This is a genomic window from Paraburkholderia sp. GV068, from assembly GCF_003058125.1.
In the GTDB taxonomy this organism is placed as follows: domain Bacteria; phylum Pseudomonadota; class Gammaproteobacteria; order Burkholderiales; family Burkholderiaceae; genus Paraburkholderia; species Paraburkholderia graminis.
In genome coordinates this window covers 17,505-34,790 of sequence record NZ_QBUB01000020.1, presented here as the reverse complement: position 1 = coordinate 34,790, position 17,286 = coordinate 17,505, and the positions used below count along the sequence as shown (strand labels likewise).

At 62.3% G+C, this 17,286-nt stretch carries 10 protein-coding genes and 2 pseudogenes; 7 read left to right on the top strand and 5 right to left on the bottom strand.

Going from position 1 to position 17,286, the window contains the following annotated elements; translation table 11 throughout:
• Positions 1 to 41: 41 nt before the first annotated feature.
• From C8K18_RS29135 to C8K18_RS29125, 3 genes are all read right to left on the bottom strand, one after another.
• On the bottom strand, positions 42 to 245 hold the full coding sequence (locus tag C8K18_RS29135) for a hypothetical protein (RefSeq protein ID WP_006047503.1): 204 nt from the start codon (positions 243 to 245) through the stop codon (positions 42 to 44).
• A gap of 531 nt (positions 246 to 776) precedes the next feature.
• Entirely contained in the window at positions 777 to 1,040 is a 264-nt protein-coding gene (locus C8K18_RS29130; RefSeq protein WP_006047502.1) for a hypothetical protein, read from the bottom strand.
• An 88-nt stretch (positions 1,041 to 1,128) separates the two neighbouring features.
• Positions 1,129 to 2,604 (bottom strand): sigma-54-dependent Fis family transcriptional regulator, encoded by a 1,476-nt coding sequence (locus C8K18_RS29125; protein ID WP_107710665.1) that lies wholly within the window; start codon positions 2,602 to 2,604, stop codon positions 1,129 to 1,131.
• A gap of 328 nt (positions 2,605 to 2,932) precedes the next feature.
• Between C8K18_RS29125 and C8K18_RS29120 the strand changes: the two genes are divergently transcribed.
• From C8K18_RS29120 to C8K18_RS29110, 3 genes are all read left to right on the top strand, one after another.
• Positions 2,933 to 4,333 (top strand): GntP family permease, encoded by a 1,401-nt coding sequence (locus C8K18_RS29120; protein ID WP_006047500.1) that lies wholly within the window; start codon positions 2,933 to 2,935, stop codon positions 4,331 to 4,333.
• 437 nt (positions 4,334 to 4,770) lie between these two features.
• On the top strand, positions 4,771 to 4,944 hold the full coding sequence (locus C8K18_RS29115) for an alpha/beta fold hydrolase (protein WP_258196213.1): 174 nt from the start codon (positions 4,771 to 4,773) through the stop codon (positions 4,942 to 4,944).
• A gap of 99 nt (positions 4,945 to 5,043) precedes the next feature.
• On the top strand, positions 5,044 to 5,445 hold the full coding sequence (locus tag C8K18_RS29110) for a RidA family protein (RefSeq protein WP_053859743.1): 402 nt from the start codon (positions 5,044 to 5,046) through the stop codon (positions 5,443 to 5,445).
• A 46-nt stretch (positions 5,446 to 5,491) separates the two neighbouring features.
• On the opposite strand, the pseudogene C8K18_RS29105 reads toward C8K18_RS29110, so the two are convergent.
• Positions 5,492 to 5,598 (bottom strand): annotated as a pseudogene (locus tag C8K18_RS29105) (IS5/IS1182 family transposase); the annotation flags it as partial.
• Between the two features lie 616 nt (positions 5,599 to 6,214).
• Here C8K18_RS29105 and C8K18_RS34190 point away from each other — a divergent pair.
• Positions 6,215 to 6,316, top strand: a pseudogene (locus C8K18_RS34190) (ESPR domain-containing protein); the annotation flags it as partial.
• A 273-nt stretch (positions 6,317 to 6,589) separates the two neighbouring features.
• Positions 6,590 to 11,941: a YadA-like family protein gene (locus tag C8K18_RS29100; protein WP_258230485.1), complete on the top strand. Its 5,352-nt coding sequence runs from the start codon at positions 6,590 to 6,592 to the stop codon at positions 11,939 to 11,941.
• Positions 11,942 to 12,095: 154 nt separating this feature from the next.
• Here the strand turns inward: C8K18_RS29100 and C8K18_RS29095 are convergent, their stop codons facing one another.
• The gene (locus C8K18_RS29095) at positions 12,096 to 15,623 is read right to left on the bottom strand and encodes a response regulator (protein WP_107710664.1); all 3,528 of its coding nucleotides are present in this window, start codon (positions 15,621 to 15,623) and stop codon (positions 12,096 to 12,098) included.
• 371 nt (positions 15,624 to 15,994) lie between these two features.
• Here C8K18_RS29095 and C8K18_RS29090 point away from each other — a divergent pair, with 371 nt between their 5' ends.
• Entirely contained in the window at positions 15,995 to 16,600 is a 606-nt protein-coding gene (locus C8K18_RS29090; protein WP_107710663.1) for a DinB family protein, read from the top strand.
• A gap of 400 nt (positions 16,601 to 17,000) precedes the next feature.
• Positions 17,001 to 17,252, top strand: coding sequence for a hypothetical protein (locus C8K18_RS29080; RefSeq protein ID WP_006047495.1), 252 nt, complete (start codon positions 17,001 to 17,003; stop codon positions 17,250 to 17,252).
• Positions 17,253 to 17,286 lie beyond the last annotated feature (34 nt).

Sequence of the window (17,286 nt, the reverse complement as noted above, 5' to 3'; positions counted from 1 at the left end):
AATGAGGCGAAAAACCGCTGCCGACAGCAGAGGCTATCGCCTCAGGCTTTTTGGCGCTCCTCGAGTGCGGCGAGCGCGGCATTCAGCCGTTTGATGCGATTGACTTGCGTTGGCACGCGAACCGCGCCGGAAACCGAATCGATGCGATTGCGCCAATAAGACAGCGGTATTCGGTCTTCAGCGGAAATGTGTGAAATGACGTGTTCTAGATGTCGGATGTCTTTTTCGAGTTGATGGTGATTCATTCGTTTCCCCGGAATGCTCGTTGACTTAATTCGAAACGCAACGTTAAGCACAGATTGTGCCGCTCTCAAAGCCTGTTTTTCTTGGTCGGCAAGTTCTTCCCGCCTTTTGCCGATTGGCCTCCCTATCCGGCAAAAGCTGCTGATCGCATGCGTTAGCGAACCTGTGAAAATAGAATACTGCCGCTTAATTCAGGGTTCCGTTACCTTCCGCACCGACTTCACTCCAGTGCGAAAAAATACAGTGACTTTTTATTGCTGTCGATCCGTTCGGAATAAATCTTGTCAAATCGAAATTCATTATGCGGCGCGCATAGTGGAACTTCCTTCGTCTCGCCGCATTAGAAGCATATATTTATGACGCGGATGCACGTATCGGGAAACGCGCACGTGGAGTAATGAGGAGAGCGCAGACAACGGTGCGCGGATTAAGCCGCTTTTTAAAGGAAGGCGAGCGCAGCCCGTCGACGGGTTGCGAATCGCAGAAGACAGTGCAAGTCCGGCCGCGCGCCGCATGACGCGGCGCGCATCGCGTTACTTCGCGCGGCAGGCGTAGATCAGGCTAAGCGTGCCGTTACTCGTGGATTGGCGCACGGTGTCGAACGCGCCGCCGCTGCAGCTTGCGGCCGCCTGCTGCGCGCAGGAGTCGGAACCCGCGGGGCATTCGACCAGCGTCGTCGGGCGGCCGTCCGACAGAAACAGCGGCGCGCTGCTGCCGCAGCCGCCCAGCGCGGCGCCGGCTGACACCGCCAGCATCAGGCCGAGATAGCGCGCAAGGAAAGAGAAGCTCCGGTTCATATGAAACCCCGATCACGTCTTGTTTTTCGATCACGCGATTGTGCCACGCAGCCATGACGCTGCGTGACAGGATGCAGGCCCGCTCCGCTCAAACCTGGATGCCGTGTGCCGCGATCTTCTTGTACAGCGTCGCGCGCCCCATGCCGATTTGCGCAGCGGTCTCGATCACGCGCCCGCCGTTCGCGCGCAACGCATCGCTCAGGAAGCGCTTTTCGAACGCCGCCATCGCGGCGCTCCATGACGATGGCTCGCGCGCCGCATCCGCGCCGCTCGCAGCCGTCTGTGATGAGCCGTCCGGCGTCTGCGCCGTCGCGCCTTGCGCGCCGCTTTGTCCCGAACCGATGAACGGCGCCAGCGCGCGCGCGTCGATCCGCTCGCTGTCCGACAGCATCACCGCGCGCTCCAGCGTATTGCGCAACTCGCGCACGTTGCCTGGCCACGCATACGAGCACAAGAGGCGCAATGCGTCGTCCTGCAATTCGTAGTGACTGCCGCCGCGCGCTTGCGTCGACAGGTCCTCGAGCATTGCGTACGCGAGCGCTTCAATGTCCGACGTGCGCTCGCGCAGCGGCGGCGCATGAATCGTCAGCACGTTCAGCCGATAGAACAGATCGGCGCGGAACCGGCCCGCCGCGACCAGCGCCGGCAAATCCGCGGACGTGGCCGCGATGATCCGCACGTCGGCGCGCACGATCCGGTTGGAGCCGAGCGGCTCGAACTCCTTGTCCTGCAGCACGCGCAGCAGTTTGCCCTGCAAAGGCAGCGGCATGTCGCCGATCTCATCGAGAAAAAGCGTGCCGCCGTTCGCCAGTTCGAACTTGCCGACCCGTCCCTTGCGATCCGCGCCCGTGTAGGCGCCAGGCGCCGCGCCGAAGAATTCGACTTCGAGCAGGGTGTCCGGAATCGCGGCCACGTTGACGGTCACGAGCGGCTGATTCGCGCGAGCCGAGCCGCCGTGGATCGCATGCGCAAGCAATTCCTTGCCGGTGCCGGTCTCACCCAGTAAAAGCACCGGCGATTCGAGCTGCGCCGCGCGGCGCGCCTGGCGCTTCACTTCCAGACTGGCCGCGCTGGTGCCGACAAAACTGCCGAACGTGTACTTGGCTCTGCGGGCCTGCGCGAGCGACTGACGCGTCGCGATCAACTCTTCCTGCACGCGCGAGTAGTGGGAAAAAAGCGGCGTGAGCGCCTTCAACTCGTCGAACAGCGCGAAGCCGACGGCGCCGACCGTCGCACCGGCGTCGTCCTTCAGCGGAAGACGCGTGACGACGAGCGGCTCGCGGTCCGTTTCGAGAATGTCGAGCAGAATCGGCTTGCCGGTTTTGACGACCTCGCGCATCAGGCTGTTTGGAATCACCGCTTCGCAATCGCGGCCAATCGCCTGCTCGGGGTCGGCAAAGCCGAAGCGCGCCGCATAGCGCTTGTTGATCCACACGACGCGCGCGTCGGCGTCGACGATAAACGTGCCTTCGCTGAAGTTCTCGAATGTGCGGAAGAGGGAATCCATCGCGCGGCGCAGCACGTCGCCGTAGATGGCGGGAAGTCCCGCCCAGTCGTTCATCATGTTGTCGCTGTCTCCGGCTATCGTTCTATTTGTCGCTTGTCTCTTTTCGTGGACAAGCTTATCTCAAGGTGGAGATCGCCGACAAGCCCATCGCCATGCGGATTTCGTGTCAATACCGGACACACTTAGCACGATTGACGTCCCCGTTTGGAGACGTTTGGGTACAATCGGCGGCGCCACGTCTCCCGGTTTTGCCGGCTTTTGGCCCGCCGCGTCAGCGCGCGAGCCGATGCCGGCCGCATGGCATGGAACCTGCGTTCGCGGGCGCCATGCCGTCGTCAGCGGGAGACGGCGTACACGTAGAACAAACCAAGCTTCTGGAGACTCAATGTCCTTTGTCATCGTCCTTGCCGCGCTGGCGTTTCTGATGTTCGCCGCGTATCGCGGCTACAGCGTTATCCTTTTCGCGCCGATCGCCGCGCTCGGCGCCGTCCTTCTGGTCGATCCCGCCGCCGTCGCGCCCGTGTTCACGGGCATCTTCATGGAGAAGATGGTCGGCTTCGTCAAACTGTATTTCCCGGTGTTTCTGCTCGGCGCCGTGTTCGGCAAGGTCATCGAACTGTCCGGCTTCTCGGAGTCGATCGTGGCGGCAGCGATTCGCTATATCGGCCGCTCCCGCGCCAATGCAGTGATCGTCGCGGTGTGCGCGCTGCTTACCTACGGCGGCGTCTCGCTGTTCGTCGTGGTGTTCGCGGTCTATCCGTTCGCCGCCGAACTGTATCGCCAGAGCAATATTCCGAAGCGCCTGATGCCTGGCGCCATTGCACTCGGCGCATTCTCGTTCACGATGGATTCGCTGCCGGGCACGCCGCAAATTCAGAACATCATCCCGACGACGTTCTTCAAGACGACGTCGTGGGCCGCGCCCGCGCTCGGCGTGATCGGCTCGCTGTTCATCATCGTGGTGGGTCTTACCTATCTCGAGTGGCGCCGCCGCTCGGCGATGGCAACCGGCGAAGGCTACGGCACGGAACTCGTCAACGAGCCGGAGCGCGTCGAGTCGAAGCAATTGCCGCATCCGTTGCTGGCCATTGCGCCGCTGGTTCTGGTGGGCGTCGCCAACTTCTTCCTGACTCGCTGGATCCCCGACGCGTACGGCACCTCGTACACCGTCGCGCCGGATATTCTGCCGGGCGTTCACACGCCGCTCACCACGACGATCAAAACCGTGCTGGGCATCTGGGCTGTCGAAGGCGCGCTGCTTCTCGGCATCGTCATGGTTGTGGTTACGGCGTTCGGCCGCGTGCGCGAGCGTTTTGCGATCGGCACGAAGGCCGCGGTGGCGGGCGCGCTGCTGGCGTCGCTGAATACGGCGTCGGAATATGGTTTCGGCGGCGTGATCGCGGCATTGCCTGGCTTTGTTCTGGTCAGCGACGCGCTGAAGAGCATTCCGAATCCGCTCGTCAATGCGGCCGTCTCGGTCAGTTCGCTGGCGGGCATTACCGGTTCGGCGTCGGGCGGCATGAGCATTGCGCTCGCGGCCATGTCGGACGTGTTCATCAAGGGAGCGGAGGCGGCGCATATTCCAATGGAAGTGCTGCACCGCGTGGTCGCAATGGCAAGCGGCGGCATGGACACGCTGCCGCATAACGGCGCGGTGATCACGCTGCTGGCGGTGACCGGGTTGACGCACCGTCAGTCGTATCGCGACATTTTCGCGGTGACGGTCATCAAGACGCTGGCGGTGTTCTTCGTGATCGCCGTTTATTACACGACGGGGCTGGTTTAAGAAGGGCTTGGGCGGGTTCGGGGACTGCTGGTCCTGAACCGCCCATCAGCATCTGGCGCGGCGAGTCGCCAGTATCGTTTGCGAGCCAGACGACATCTTCTTTCCACGGCTCGTTGCTCGCCAAGCGCGCTAACTTCTCCTGCAAAATCGCGATCGACGCGGTGGCGAATCTCGGTAGCTCGCGTTCCTGAAGTCGGAACATGCGGTCGCGATTTTCGACAATACCGGGCTCGAGCCGCCGCAGATGAACTAGCCAGTCATGGCGTCAAGTTTCTGCGCTGGCCGTATAGAACGTTAGTATCACTACCTATTAGTGGTCATGTCATATTCGACTTCGCACAGCAAAGTTCGATTGAGTCACTACCTCCAGGAAACAGGGTCTCGCTGCAATCATTTTCTTGGTGTCCGTGTGCGCAAAGCGATCGACGGCGCCGGAGATGGGCGAGAACGACGCAGTGGCGCCTCGCCGATTTTCGCAAGTGCTCGAGAACTTGCTCGGAGAGCGGGTGACTGTGGTCGTGTTGCCCAACGCAGGTCACGCGATGGCGCCTGAGCAGCCGAAAGCAATGGCCGACGCGATCTCGACGTTCGCGAAGCGCGTCAATCAGTAAGTGATTCCACGATGTCCATGCATCGGCGTCGGCCACGCGTCGCGACTTTTGATCGGTTATCGTATCAACCCACATTCGCAGCCGTGAGGTGCAATCTCCATGAGCCCTACCCCCGCTTTCTGGATGGTCCCCGGCGCGCCGACGCCAGTCGGTCCGTTTTCGCACGCCGTGGAAACCGACGGCTGGGTCTTCCTCACCGGCCAGATGCCGACCTCGCCCACCGACGACGCCGCGCCGCTTCCCGAAGGCGTGGTCGCGCAGACGAAGCGCGTGATGGACAACCTCGTGCTCGTGCTGCAAGGTCTCGAACTCGGCTTGCAACACGTGGTTGCCGTGCGCATTTTCCTCACCGAGTTCAAGCGCGACTACGGGGCGATGAACGACACTTATCGCGCGTACTTTCCCGCCGACGCGCTGCCTGCCCGGACGTGCATCGGCGTAACGGCATTGGCGCGTGACGCGCTGGTGGAAATCGACTTCATCGCGCGACGGCCCGGCTGAGCGTCGACGCCTCAGCACTGGCTCGATAGCCCATCCAGAACAATTCGTTTTGCCGCAGCTTCAGGCCGTGCCGTGCCACGGCCTTCACCCGATGTTCGCGACACCGTTCGAGAATCGGGAATCGGTTGAATGGGCAATTGCCTTCTCCATGACGTCCGGCTTATTGAGAGCGGACTAATTATCCAATCAAATGCGAATGGATTAAAACGGGCGATGCAAAAAGTCCTGTTGTGACCATTAATAATTGCATGCAGCGGGGAAGGCGGCGGCGTTTCTATTAAATCTAATACGACCAATATTTTCCGACATTCAATGCACATGTCCGGCGCTGATATTTTCGCTTGCTGAAATTGAGGCGACTATTCAAGCATTTCGGCGCTATCACACCTTGCAGTGTTTTTCGTTAGGACAATTCCTAAAAGCGTCCGCGCCACATTCTTGCGTCTTGCATTTTCTTGATCTCCGTCACCGCTGATTTCTGAATTTTCCCTGGTATTTAGGAATAGTCCTATTGAGCCATCGTTCAGGTCTCATAAAGTTCGGTTGTTGCCGGCAATTTTGAGACGGGGTGTGACTTAGCTATCGAGCTGAATTCAAATCCATAGTGGACGAGCAGTCGTCGCAAAAATCGTGAATCGATGTGCGATTCAGTTGATTTTTGTGCGATTTAATCGTGACGAGCCGAGCGCAGTAATCGTCACGTCCACTCCCAAGCCTGAGTTGAGCAGCGACAGACGCGTGACGATATTTGTTCAATAAGGGGTTTTAAATGAATAAAGCATTTCGCTCGGTTTGGAACGAGTCAACCGGCACTTGGGTGGCTGCGCAGGAAGATGCAAAAGGAATAAGCAAAAATTCGAAGCCCGCTTGTAAGAGTAGGCTGAGCGCTATTTCCTGGTCGTTAGGCGGTACGGCGGGCATTGCGCTTGCGATTTTTTCTTTGCCCGCATCTGCAAGCGTTCTGTGTCTGTATGACAATAATGGAAAAGACCAGGTCTCCAGTAATTCGACATTTGCTAGTGGCTGTTCAAGCCGGTACGTGCCCTCCAGCGACTACTATGCCCTCCTCGAATCCGGCTCGCCGTCTGGAGCTGCCGGCATCGTGCTCCAGGCTGGAAACATAACGTACTACCTGGCCAGCACGATGACCCAGAACACGCTCACAATGAGCGTGTCCGACACCAACGTGTTGTTGGACGGCCTGGCGCCAGGAGCAGTAACAGCCTCAAGCCTGAATGCTATTAGCGGTTCCCAGCTTTACGGTACGGCAAGTACCACGGCGGCCGCGCTAGGCACGACGATGGCGGCGAACGGCACGATCGTTGCGCCTGGCTACGCGCTGCCGCAAGCGAATGCAATCGATGGGACGTCGGGCCCGGCTAACAACGTGAGTTCGGCGTTCGCTACGGTCGATACAGCCCTGGGCAAGTTAAGCGACAAGCTCAGCGCAGGCATCGAGTACTTCCACGCGAACTCGGCGCTGGCGGATTCGTCGGCGATTGGCTCCGAGGCGATCGCGATCGGTGGGGCCGCGGCCGCATCCTCCGGTGGTGCGATTGCCGTGGGCCAGCTAAGTATGTCCAACGGTACGGCTGCTGTTGCAATCGGCCAGAATGCAACCGCCACTGGCATTGCCAACATCGCGATCGGTCAACGCGCCACCAATGCGGCGACTCTCAACAATTCGATTGCAATTGGCGGAGACTCAAAATCGGGTGGTCAGTCAAGTTCGCTGGGTAATAGTGCCGACACGTCGGCAACCACATTCGCAGTCGCTGTCGGTCACAGCAGCGTGGTGACAGGTAGCTCCGGCACCGCGCTGGGTGCCGGAGCGTCGGCAGCGACGGCGAACTCGGTAGCGCTCGGCTCGAACTCGGTGGCGAACTCCGCGACGCTGGCGACGGCGGGCTTCACGCCGGTCGGCGGCACGGCGATTTCGGCAGGGACGGCAGCCGGCGGCGAAGTGTCCGTGGGCTCGGCAGGTGCAGAGCGTCGCATCACGAACGTCGCGGCAGGCCTGAACGCCACGGACGCGGTGAACCTGAGTCAACTGATGTCGGAAGACGCGAAGGTCAACACGATCAACAACAACGTGAACAACCTGAGCAACACCGTGAACAACATCGTGAACGGCGGCGGCATCAAGTACTTCAACGCTAACTCGACGCTGGCGGATTCGTCGGCAACGGGCACGGATGCAGTTTCGATCGGCGGCAACGCTCAGGCGCCGACGGCGAACTCGGTAGCGCTCGGCTCGAACTCGGTGTCGAACTCGGTGTCGAACTCGACGACGCTAACGACGGCAGGCTTCAACCCGGGCAGCAGCGCAATCTCGGCAGCCACGGCAGCCGGCGGCGAAGTGTCGGTAGGCGCGGCGGGTGCAGAGCGTCGCATCACGAACGTCGCAGCAGGTCTGAATCCGACCGATGCAGTGAACGTAAGCCAGTTGCAGTCGGAAGACGCGAAGGTGAACCAGATCGGCACGAGCACGGCGGCGTCGCTGGGTGGCGGTTCGACCTACGACACGACGACGGGCACGATCACGAACCCGACTTACTCCGTGGGCGGCACGACGGTCAACAACGTGGGTGACGCGCTCACCAATCTGGATGGCCGTACGACGCAGAACACGACGAACATCGACAGCCTGACGCAGAACATCAACAACGGTACGGTCGGCCTCGTGCAGCAGGACCCGACGTCGCGCAACGTCACGGTGGCAAAGGATACCGGCGGCACGGTGGTGAACTTCACGGGTACGGCAGGCACGCGTACGTTGACCGGTCTCACGGCTGGTGATCTGAGCGCCACGAGCACGGACGCAGTGAACGGTTCGCAGTTGTACGCGACGAACATGAACGTCTCGAACACCAACAACAACGTTGCAAACCTGGCGGGCAATGTCACCAACATCAACAACACGGTGAACAACATCGTGAACGGCGGCGGCATCAAGTACTTCAACGCTAACTCGACGCTGGCGGACTCGTCGGCAACGGGTACGGATGCAGTTTCGATCGGCGGCAACGCTCAGGCGACGACGGCGAACTCGGTGGCACTCGGCTCCAACTCCGTGGCCAACTCCGCGACGCTGGCGACGGCAGGCTTCACGCCGCTCGGCGGCACGGCGATTTCGGCAGGGACGGCAGCCGGCGGCGAAGTGTCCGTGGGCTCGGCAGGTGCAGAGCGTCGCATCACGAACGTCGCGGCAGGCCTGAACGCCACGGACGCGGTGAACCTGAGCCAACTGATGTCGGAAGACGCGAAGGTCAACACGATCAACAACAACGTGAACAACCTGAGCAACACCGTGAACAACATCGTGAACGGCGGCGGCATCAAGTACTTCAACGCTAACTCGACGCTGGCGGATTCGTCGGCAACGGGCACGGATGCAGTGGCGATCGGCGGCAACGCTCAGGCGACGACGATGAACTCGGTGGCACTGGGCTCCAACTCGGTGGCCAACTCGACGACGCTGGCGACGGCAGGCTTCAACCCGGGCGGCGGCGCAGTCTCGGCAGCCACGGCGGCAGGCGGCGAAGTGTCGGTAGGCGCTTCAGGTGCGAAGCGTCGCATCACGAACGTCGCAGCAGGTCAGAATGCGACCGATGCAGTGAACGTGAGCCAGTTGCAGTCGGAAGATGCGAAGGTGAACCAGATCGGCACGAGCACGGCGTCATCACTGGGTGGCGGTTCGACCTACGACACGACGACGGGCACGATCACGAACCCGGCGTACTCCGTGGGCGGCACGACCGTCAACAACGTGGGTGACGCGCTCACCAATCTGGATGGCCGTACGACGCAGAACACCACGAATATCGGCAGCCTGACGCAGAACATCAACAACGGTACGGTCGGCCTCGTGCAGCAGGACCCGACGTCGCGCAACGTCACGGTGGCAAAGGATACCGGCGGCACGGTGGTGAACTTCACGGGTACGGCAGGTTCGCGTACGTTGACCGGTGTAGCAGCAGGCGCGCTCAACGCCACGAGCGTGGATGCGGTGAACGGTTCGCAGTTGTACGCGACGAACCTGAACGTCTCGAACCTGACGAACGTCGTCAACAACATCAGCAGCGGCGGCGGCATCAAGTACTTCAACGCTAACTCGACGCTGGCGGACTCGTCGGCAACGGGTACGGATGCAGTGGCGATCGGCGGCAACGCTCAGGCGACGACGGCGAACTCGGTGGCACTGGGCTCCAACTCGGTTGCCAACTCGAGCACGCTAACGACGGCAGGCTTCAACCCGGGCAGCAGCGCAATCTCGGCAGCCACGGCAGCCGGCGGCGAAGTGTCGGTAGGCGCTTCAGGTGTAGAGCGTCGTATCACGAACCTGGCAGCAGGTCAGAATCCGACCGATGCGGTGAACGTGAGCCAGTTGCAGTCGGAAGACGCGAAGGTGAACCAGATCGGTACGAGCACGGCCTCGTCGCTGGGCGGCGGTTCGACCTACGATACGACGACGGGCACGATCACGAACCCGACGTACCCGGTGGGCGGCACGACCGTCAACAACGTGGGTGACGCGCTCACCAATCTGGACGGCCGTACGACGCAGAACACCACGAATATCGGCAGCCTGACGCAGAACATCAACAACGGTACGGTCGGCCTCGTGCAGCAGGACCCGACGTCGCGCAACGTCACGGTGGCAAAGGATACCGGCGGCACGGTGGTGAACTTCACGGGTACGGCAGGTTCGCGCACGCTGACCGGTGTAGCAGCAGGCGCGCTCAACGCCACGAGCGTGGATGCGGTGAACGGTTCGCAGTTGTACGCGACGAACCTGAACGTCTCGAACCTGACGAACGTCGTCAACAACATCAGCAGCGGCGGCGGCATCAAGTACTTCAACGCTAACTCGACGCTGGCGGACTCGTCGGCAACGGGCACGGATGCAGTTTCGATCGGCGGAAATGCTCAGGCGACGACGGCGAACTCGGTAGCGCTCGGCTCGAACTCGGTGGCGAACTCGACGACGCTGACGACGGCAGGCTTCAACCCTGGCGGCAGCGCAATCTCGGCAGCCACGGCAGCCGGCGGCGAAGTGTCGGTAGGCGCGGCAGGTGCAGAGCGTCGTATCACGAACGTGGCAGCAGGTCAGAATCCGACCGATGCGGTGAACGTGAGCCAGTTGCAGTCGGAAGACGCGAAGGTGAACCAGATCGGTACGAGCACGGCCTCGTCGCTGGGCGGCGGTTCGACCTACGATACGACGACGGGCACGATCACGAACCCGACGTACCCGGTGGGCGGCACGACCGTCAACAACGTGGGTGACGCGCTCACCAATCTGGACGGCCGTACGACGCAGAACACGTCGGACATCACCAACATCAACAACACGCTGAACAACATCACCAATGGCGGCGTCGCTACCAGGTACTTCCACGCCAACACGACGTTGCCGGATTCACAGGCGACGGGCGCGGAATCGGTGGCGATCGGTGGCAACGCGCAATCTCTCGCGACGAACTCGGTTGCGCTGGGTTCGAACTCGGCGGCTGATCGTGCCAACACGGTGTCGGTCGGCTCGGCGGGCAACGAACGCCAGATCACCAACGTCGCAGCCGGCACGGCCGACACGGACGCAGTGAACCTCGCTCAGTTGAAGGCCTCGGGCATCATCAACCCGAACGGCACGACCAACGCGGCAGTCACGTACGACCACAACGCCGATGGTACGACCAACTACAGCAGCGTGACGATGGGTAACGGTGCTGCGGGCGGCACGACAATCCGCAACGTGGCGGCAGGTACGTCCGGTAACCACGCAGTCAACGTCGACCAGATGAACGCAGCGATCTCGACGGCGACGGACATTGCCAAAGCAGCCAGCAACCCGATGTTTGCAGCAGACGGCAACCAGGACACGCAGATGGCTAGCGCAACTGGCTCGTATTCGACTGCGATGGGTGCCAGCGCCAATGCCGGCGGCAAGCAGTCGATTGCAGCCGGCAACAATGCCAACGCAAGCAGTGAAGGTGCAACTGCGATCGGCGCCAATACTCAGGCGACCGGCAAGGGTTCGGTTGCCCTGGGTTCCGACTCGGTGGCAGACCGCGACAACACGGTGTCGGTGGGCTCGGCAACGAACCAGCGCCAGGTCGCCAACGTCGCAGCCGGTACGGCGACGCACGACGCAGTCAACTTTGGTCAGTTGAACGACGCGATCGGCAATCTGCCGGCCGGCATGACGGCAAAGACCTACGTCGATCAGCAGATCAACTCGGTGCAGAACAGCGTCAACCAGGTCGCCAGGAGCGCTTACTCGGGTATTGCGGCAGCCACCGCGCTGACGATGATCCCGGACGTCGATGAGGACAAGAGGATCGCGGTCGGTATCGGCGGCGGTTCGTACAAGGGTGCGCAGGCTGTGGCGCTCGGCATCTCGGCGCGTATCACTGACAACCTGAAGATCAAGGCCGGCGCGGGCACCAGCGCGGGTGACACGACGGTTGGCATGGGTGCTTCGTATCAGTGGTAAGTGCCGTGATGGATCGGACGCAAGTCCGGTCCGTCAACCGGATCTGCGTTGACTGAACTGCAAGCGCGCCCTTGTCCGTCGGACCCTTGGCAAGGGCGCCGCTTCAATCACTGCATTGGTGAAAATGAACACTTCTCTCTTTCTATGCGCCGACTCAATGCGCCGACGCTTCGTCGACGCCATAGCGATCGCACAACGCTTCGTGCAGCGACACGGCGCGCTCGTCCATCTCCGTCGTCCAGCTCTCGCTTTCGTTGCATAGCCGCTGCAACTGCCTGCATTCCTCGACGAATCCCGGCTCCTGCACGATCACGAACGCGCCGCTCGCGCTATGCGCCCAGCCGGCCAGCGCCTCCCGGTCTTCTTCATCGACGATGGCGAGAAGCCGCGGCAAGTCGTTCTTCAAATGCTCCTTGAGCATCGCGGTGTAGCGTGCTCTCTCATCGACGGTGAGTGTGCTTGCAGCCGAGGCAGCGGACGCCGGCCCTGTCGTGCGCGCCGCGCTGTCCTTCGCGACGGGCGCCACCGCGACCAGCGCAGCCTCGAGTTCGCTCAACGAAGCGGGCTTCGACACATGACCGCTGAAGCCGCGCTCGCGCCAGCTATGCGCCTCCTGATTCTCCGCGACCGCGCTGAAGGCAAGCACCGGCACCTGCTGGTCCCGCTCGCGCAGCGCGGCAAGCAGTCGATAGCCGTCCATCGCCGGCATGTGGATGTCGGTGAGCACGGCGTCAAAACGCTTCGCCTGAAACGTGGCGAGCGCCTGTTCGCCGTCTGGCGCGATGGTCGGCACGCAGCCGAGCGTCGCAAGCTGTTCGGCGATCAGGCTCTGGATCAGCGGATTGTCTTCGGCAACGAGAACCCTGAGCCCTTGCAACGCCGGATGCGTCGCCACGGAAGGCGCGGGAGCAGGCGCCGCGTCCAATGCGTTCGATGCGTCCATCTCCGATGCCGCCGCTGCCGCCGATGCGGACACCGCAGCAACAGGCACGCCGTCGACGGCCTGCTCGATGGCCCTGCGAATCGCCGTGGCGCTGAATTCGGTCACTTCGAGCACGCCTTCATCACGCGCGCGCGGTCGCGCCGGGCCCTCGCGAGTGATCCACACGGCGCTCAGCGGCTGCAACGCGCGCAAGCTCGCGATCGCCTCGAGATCGTATGCGTCGGAGACAATCAGCGCCATTGCGCAGTTCGTCCGCAGCCAGTTCTGCGCGTCAGCCAGCGTCGAGACGACGTGCGCGCTCCAGCCAAAGTGCTCGAGCCAGCGGTCGAGCAGATTGACGACCTCGCGATCGGGAAACAGCGCGAGCAGCGGTCCACGCGTTGCCGGCTGAGGCGCCGGTTTTTCGTCAGGCGACGCAACCAGCGGAATCGATACATTGAATACGCTGCCGACGCCCACCACGCTTTCCGCCGACACCGCGCCGCCCATCAACTCGCACAGCCGCGCGCAGATCGCGAGTCCAAGGCCGGTGCTTTCCGCGCCGCGCGAGGCGCCTGCCTCGCCTTGCACGAACGGCTTGAAAAGCCGCCCGACGAGCTCCTCGCTCATGCCCGGCCCCGAATCGGAGACGCGGCACTTCAGGACCGGGTGGCCTGGCGTGTCGTCGGCGAGTTCGGCTTGCAGCGTGATCTTGCCGCTCGACGTGAACTTGAATGCATTGCTCAACAGATTGTTGATGACCTGCGCGATCCGCATTCTGTCGCCGATCACCGTGCGATCGATCGCGGGCGAAAGCAGCGAATAGAAACGCACGCGCCGATCGCCCGCCATCGACGCATACGAAAGCGCGATGTTCTCGAATGCGTCGAGCAGCGCAAAGGGCGCGCGCACCAGAAGCATTTCGCCCGCATCGATCTTGGAGAAATCGAGAATGTCGTTGACGACGCGGCGCAGCGCATCGCCCGCCACGTTCAGACTGGCGAGCCGCTGCGCATGCGCGTCGAGCCCAGGCGTACGCGCGAACAGTTCGAGATTGCCGAGCAGCGCATTCAACGGCGTCCGGATTTCGTGACTCATCGCGGCGAAAAAATTCGTGCGCGCGCGCATCATCGCTTCCGACGTCTGCTGCGCTTGCCGCAGTTGCTGTTCGAGCTCGTGCTGCGCGGTCACGTCGAGGATCGCGCAGAACAACACGTCCTCGCCGGCATAACGAGCGGGCGCATAGGTGAACTGCAGGAAGCGGGCGGGCGTGCTGTCCGTCTGAACCGGCGCCGAGGACGCTTGCGAAGGCGCCGGCTGAACTTCCTGCACGGGCCTCGCCGGTGCGACGAAAGCGGCAATCCGCGCCAACGCGGCCGCCGACACCTGCTCCGGCACCTTCGTCAGAAACTCGGCGGCAATATGCGGCGGCAGGCGGCTCGTGCCCGGCTCGATACCCAGGAGTTCGGTGGCGAGTGCATTCGCCGTCAATATCGAACAGTCGCTTCGCCGGACGATGCACAGTCCGACCGGCGTCGCGCTCACCAGAATGTGATTGAGCGTCTCGCTTTCCAGCGCGCGCGAGGTCTCGGCGAACGCACTGCGCAGAAGCCGCAGTCCGAAGAAGCGCGCGGTCAGCGCGATAGCCAGCAGCACCAGCAACGCGAGCCCGCCGATCACGCCGAGTTGCCAGCCGAGCGCCACGGCGAGCGCGCCCCACGGCACGTAGCCGACCAGCGAGCCGAAGCCCGGCATCAACGGCTCGTGAAAAATCGCGCCTTCGCGGCCGAAGTGGAAGGCGTGAGACGGGGTCGCGGCTATCGTCCGTTGCAGCCTCGCGCCGGTTTGCGCGCTGAGCGCGGCGGAAGATACGAGAATGCGCCGGTCAGGGCCCATCAGCAAAGTCGCGCCCGCGCCGCCGGGCGGCGCAAGGCGCGCGGCGAGCACGTCGAGCGAAACGCTTGTGGTGATCAGCGTGACAGGCTTGTCGCCTTCGTAGTAGGCACTCACCACCGAGATGACCGGCGTGTTGCGCAGCGGATCGCGATACGGTCCGATCCACACGTGCTCGCCTTTGCCGGGCACGCGCTTGCCTGTTTGCGCTTGCAGCTCATGCTCGATCGTGTCGCGCAACGTGCCGATTACCGCCTCTTGCGGCGGCGGCGCCCGCGTGGCCCCGGCTCCAACGTCGGTTGCCGAATCCGCGAGCGAAGGCAAAATCACGGCGTAATTTTCATCGAGGCCGATCAGCGTCGCGTGCTGCGCGAGTTCGAACGCCTGCTGCGTGACCAGCGTCGATTGTGCGGATTCATACAGCCGCCAGACTTTGTCGCCGAACTGCGCACCCCACGCCGCGCGCGTTGCCTGGCCGATGACGATGTCGAATTCCGCGTCGACCCGGTCGACCTTGCCGCGCGCCGCGCCCGTCTGCGCGATGGATCGCTCCACCGCTTCGGGCGCGCGCCGCACCTGGGTCGCGCTGTAGTAATAGTCGAGAGTGAATTCGGTGCGCCGCAAGAACGACTCTTTGCGATGCAGGAGTAGCGACAGGTCGGTGGCGCTTTGCGTGGCAAACGTACGGCGGTATTCCAGTTGCTTCAGCCCCGCGACCACAGCCAGCAGGAGGGAAAAGATCACCACCATCAGCATCAATGAGCCGATTGTCGCGAGATAAACCCGCCGCTGGCGCTTCGCGTTTTTTGCGAGCGAGGCAAACGCCTGAGCGAGTGACTCTTGAGTACGATCAAGGATTTTCTGCATCGGCCCAAGTACGTTGCGGTTCGCGCAGGCAGACCGCTGCGATCTTTGGCAAACCACGTCTGCTGACCTATACCGGCGCAGTGTAGTCTTTTTGAAGATGATGCGCGACGCATCCGGCACCTTTTACGCATTGACCTTTCACGCATTGACCTTACGCATTGATCGGATAGATCAGCATTACTCCCACCTCGACAGCGATGAATTGGCGACCCACGATGCATGCGTCAGTGCCCGATGAATGCATGGGGCGGACTGACCCAAGTAACAACGGCGTTTAGCGGCCCGTCGCAAGACGGGCCGTTTTTTTTGCGCGCGGTCTATGCTGTTCAGGCGCAGCGGTCGATGTGCGCACACCATCCACGGAGGCAGACATGATTCGTTCCGACTCGCGAGGCGCTGCGCCGCGCGATGTGCTGTCTGAGCATTTCAGCGATATGGCGCGCAACAACGCGTGGTCCAACCTGCGCCTTTACCGCGCGTGTCTGAGCTTGAGCGACGAAGCGTTGGCCGCGCACCGGGTGAGCTTCTTTCCGTCGTTGCAGCTCACGCTGAATCACATTCTGCTGGTGGACCGCTACTACTTCGACGCGCTGATCGGCGGCGGCCAGGGCCTCACGATTTTCGACGACGAAGTGCCCTATCCGCACGCGGCGCAACTATGGCAGGCCCAGGCGGACAGCGACCACGCGCTGCTGAGCTTCTGCGAATCGCTGACGGCCGACGACTTGCAGCGCGAAGTGCAAATCGACCGGGGTCCGTCGATCGGCGTGCAACGCGAACGCATCGGCAACGTGCTGCCGCATGTGTTCGTGCATCAGATCCATCATCGCGGACAGGTTCATGCGATGTTGAGCGGCACCGCCATCGCGCCGCCGCAACTCGACGAGTTCTTTCTCGATGCCGACGCGCCGCTGCGCGCCTCGGAGATGCGGGAGTTGGAGCGCATGCGTGACGAGCGTGATCGGCCGCCGCTATAGCGTCGCGGCGCGCAAGGGTTGCGGGCCGAGGCTGCGACACGCGCCTCATGATCTCTTCAGGTGCGCTTTGCATCGGGCGTTTTTGCCGATCAGCGCGCACGCGGTTGCGCGTCGCGTCTAACCGTACCGCGCGTCACGCGCATGACAACGTCGAAGAACGATTGCACCGCGACGGGGCAGGAAAAATGCAGCCGTCGTCGCGACGACTCCGTTAAACTCATTGTCACTGCGAACGTCATTGCCTGCATGGACTCGCGGCCCGCAAGGCCACGCGCACGGCGGCGCTCGGGCTTGCAGGCAGAGGCGCCGGCAATCGCCAAAGCGTCAACATTGCGCGACAGACGGCGCGTCATGCTGCCCGTACAATGATTCGATCAACAACGGAACAAGGACAACTTCGATGCGCACTACCGGGTCCTCCGGGTCAATGGCCCTGCTCACCGAATACGACGACGCAACCGGGCGTGAACTGCGCACGCTGCGCCTCGAATCGACAGAAGACGGCAAAGGCATCCTTCTGGTCGAAGTCGACGAGCGCAAGCCTGGCATCCATCGGGAAGTCCGCTACGAAATCACGCCGGCGGAACTGATTGCCGCGATTCGCGCGCACGGCGCCGAGTTGCCAGGCGAGCAGCACAATCATCGTCAATAACGCAAACGCGCGGCGCCTCGCGGTGGGCGCCGCG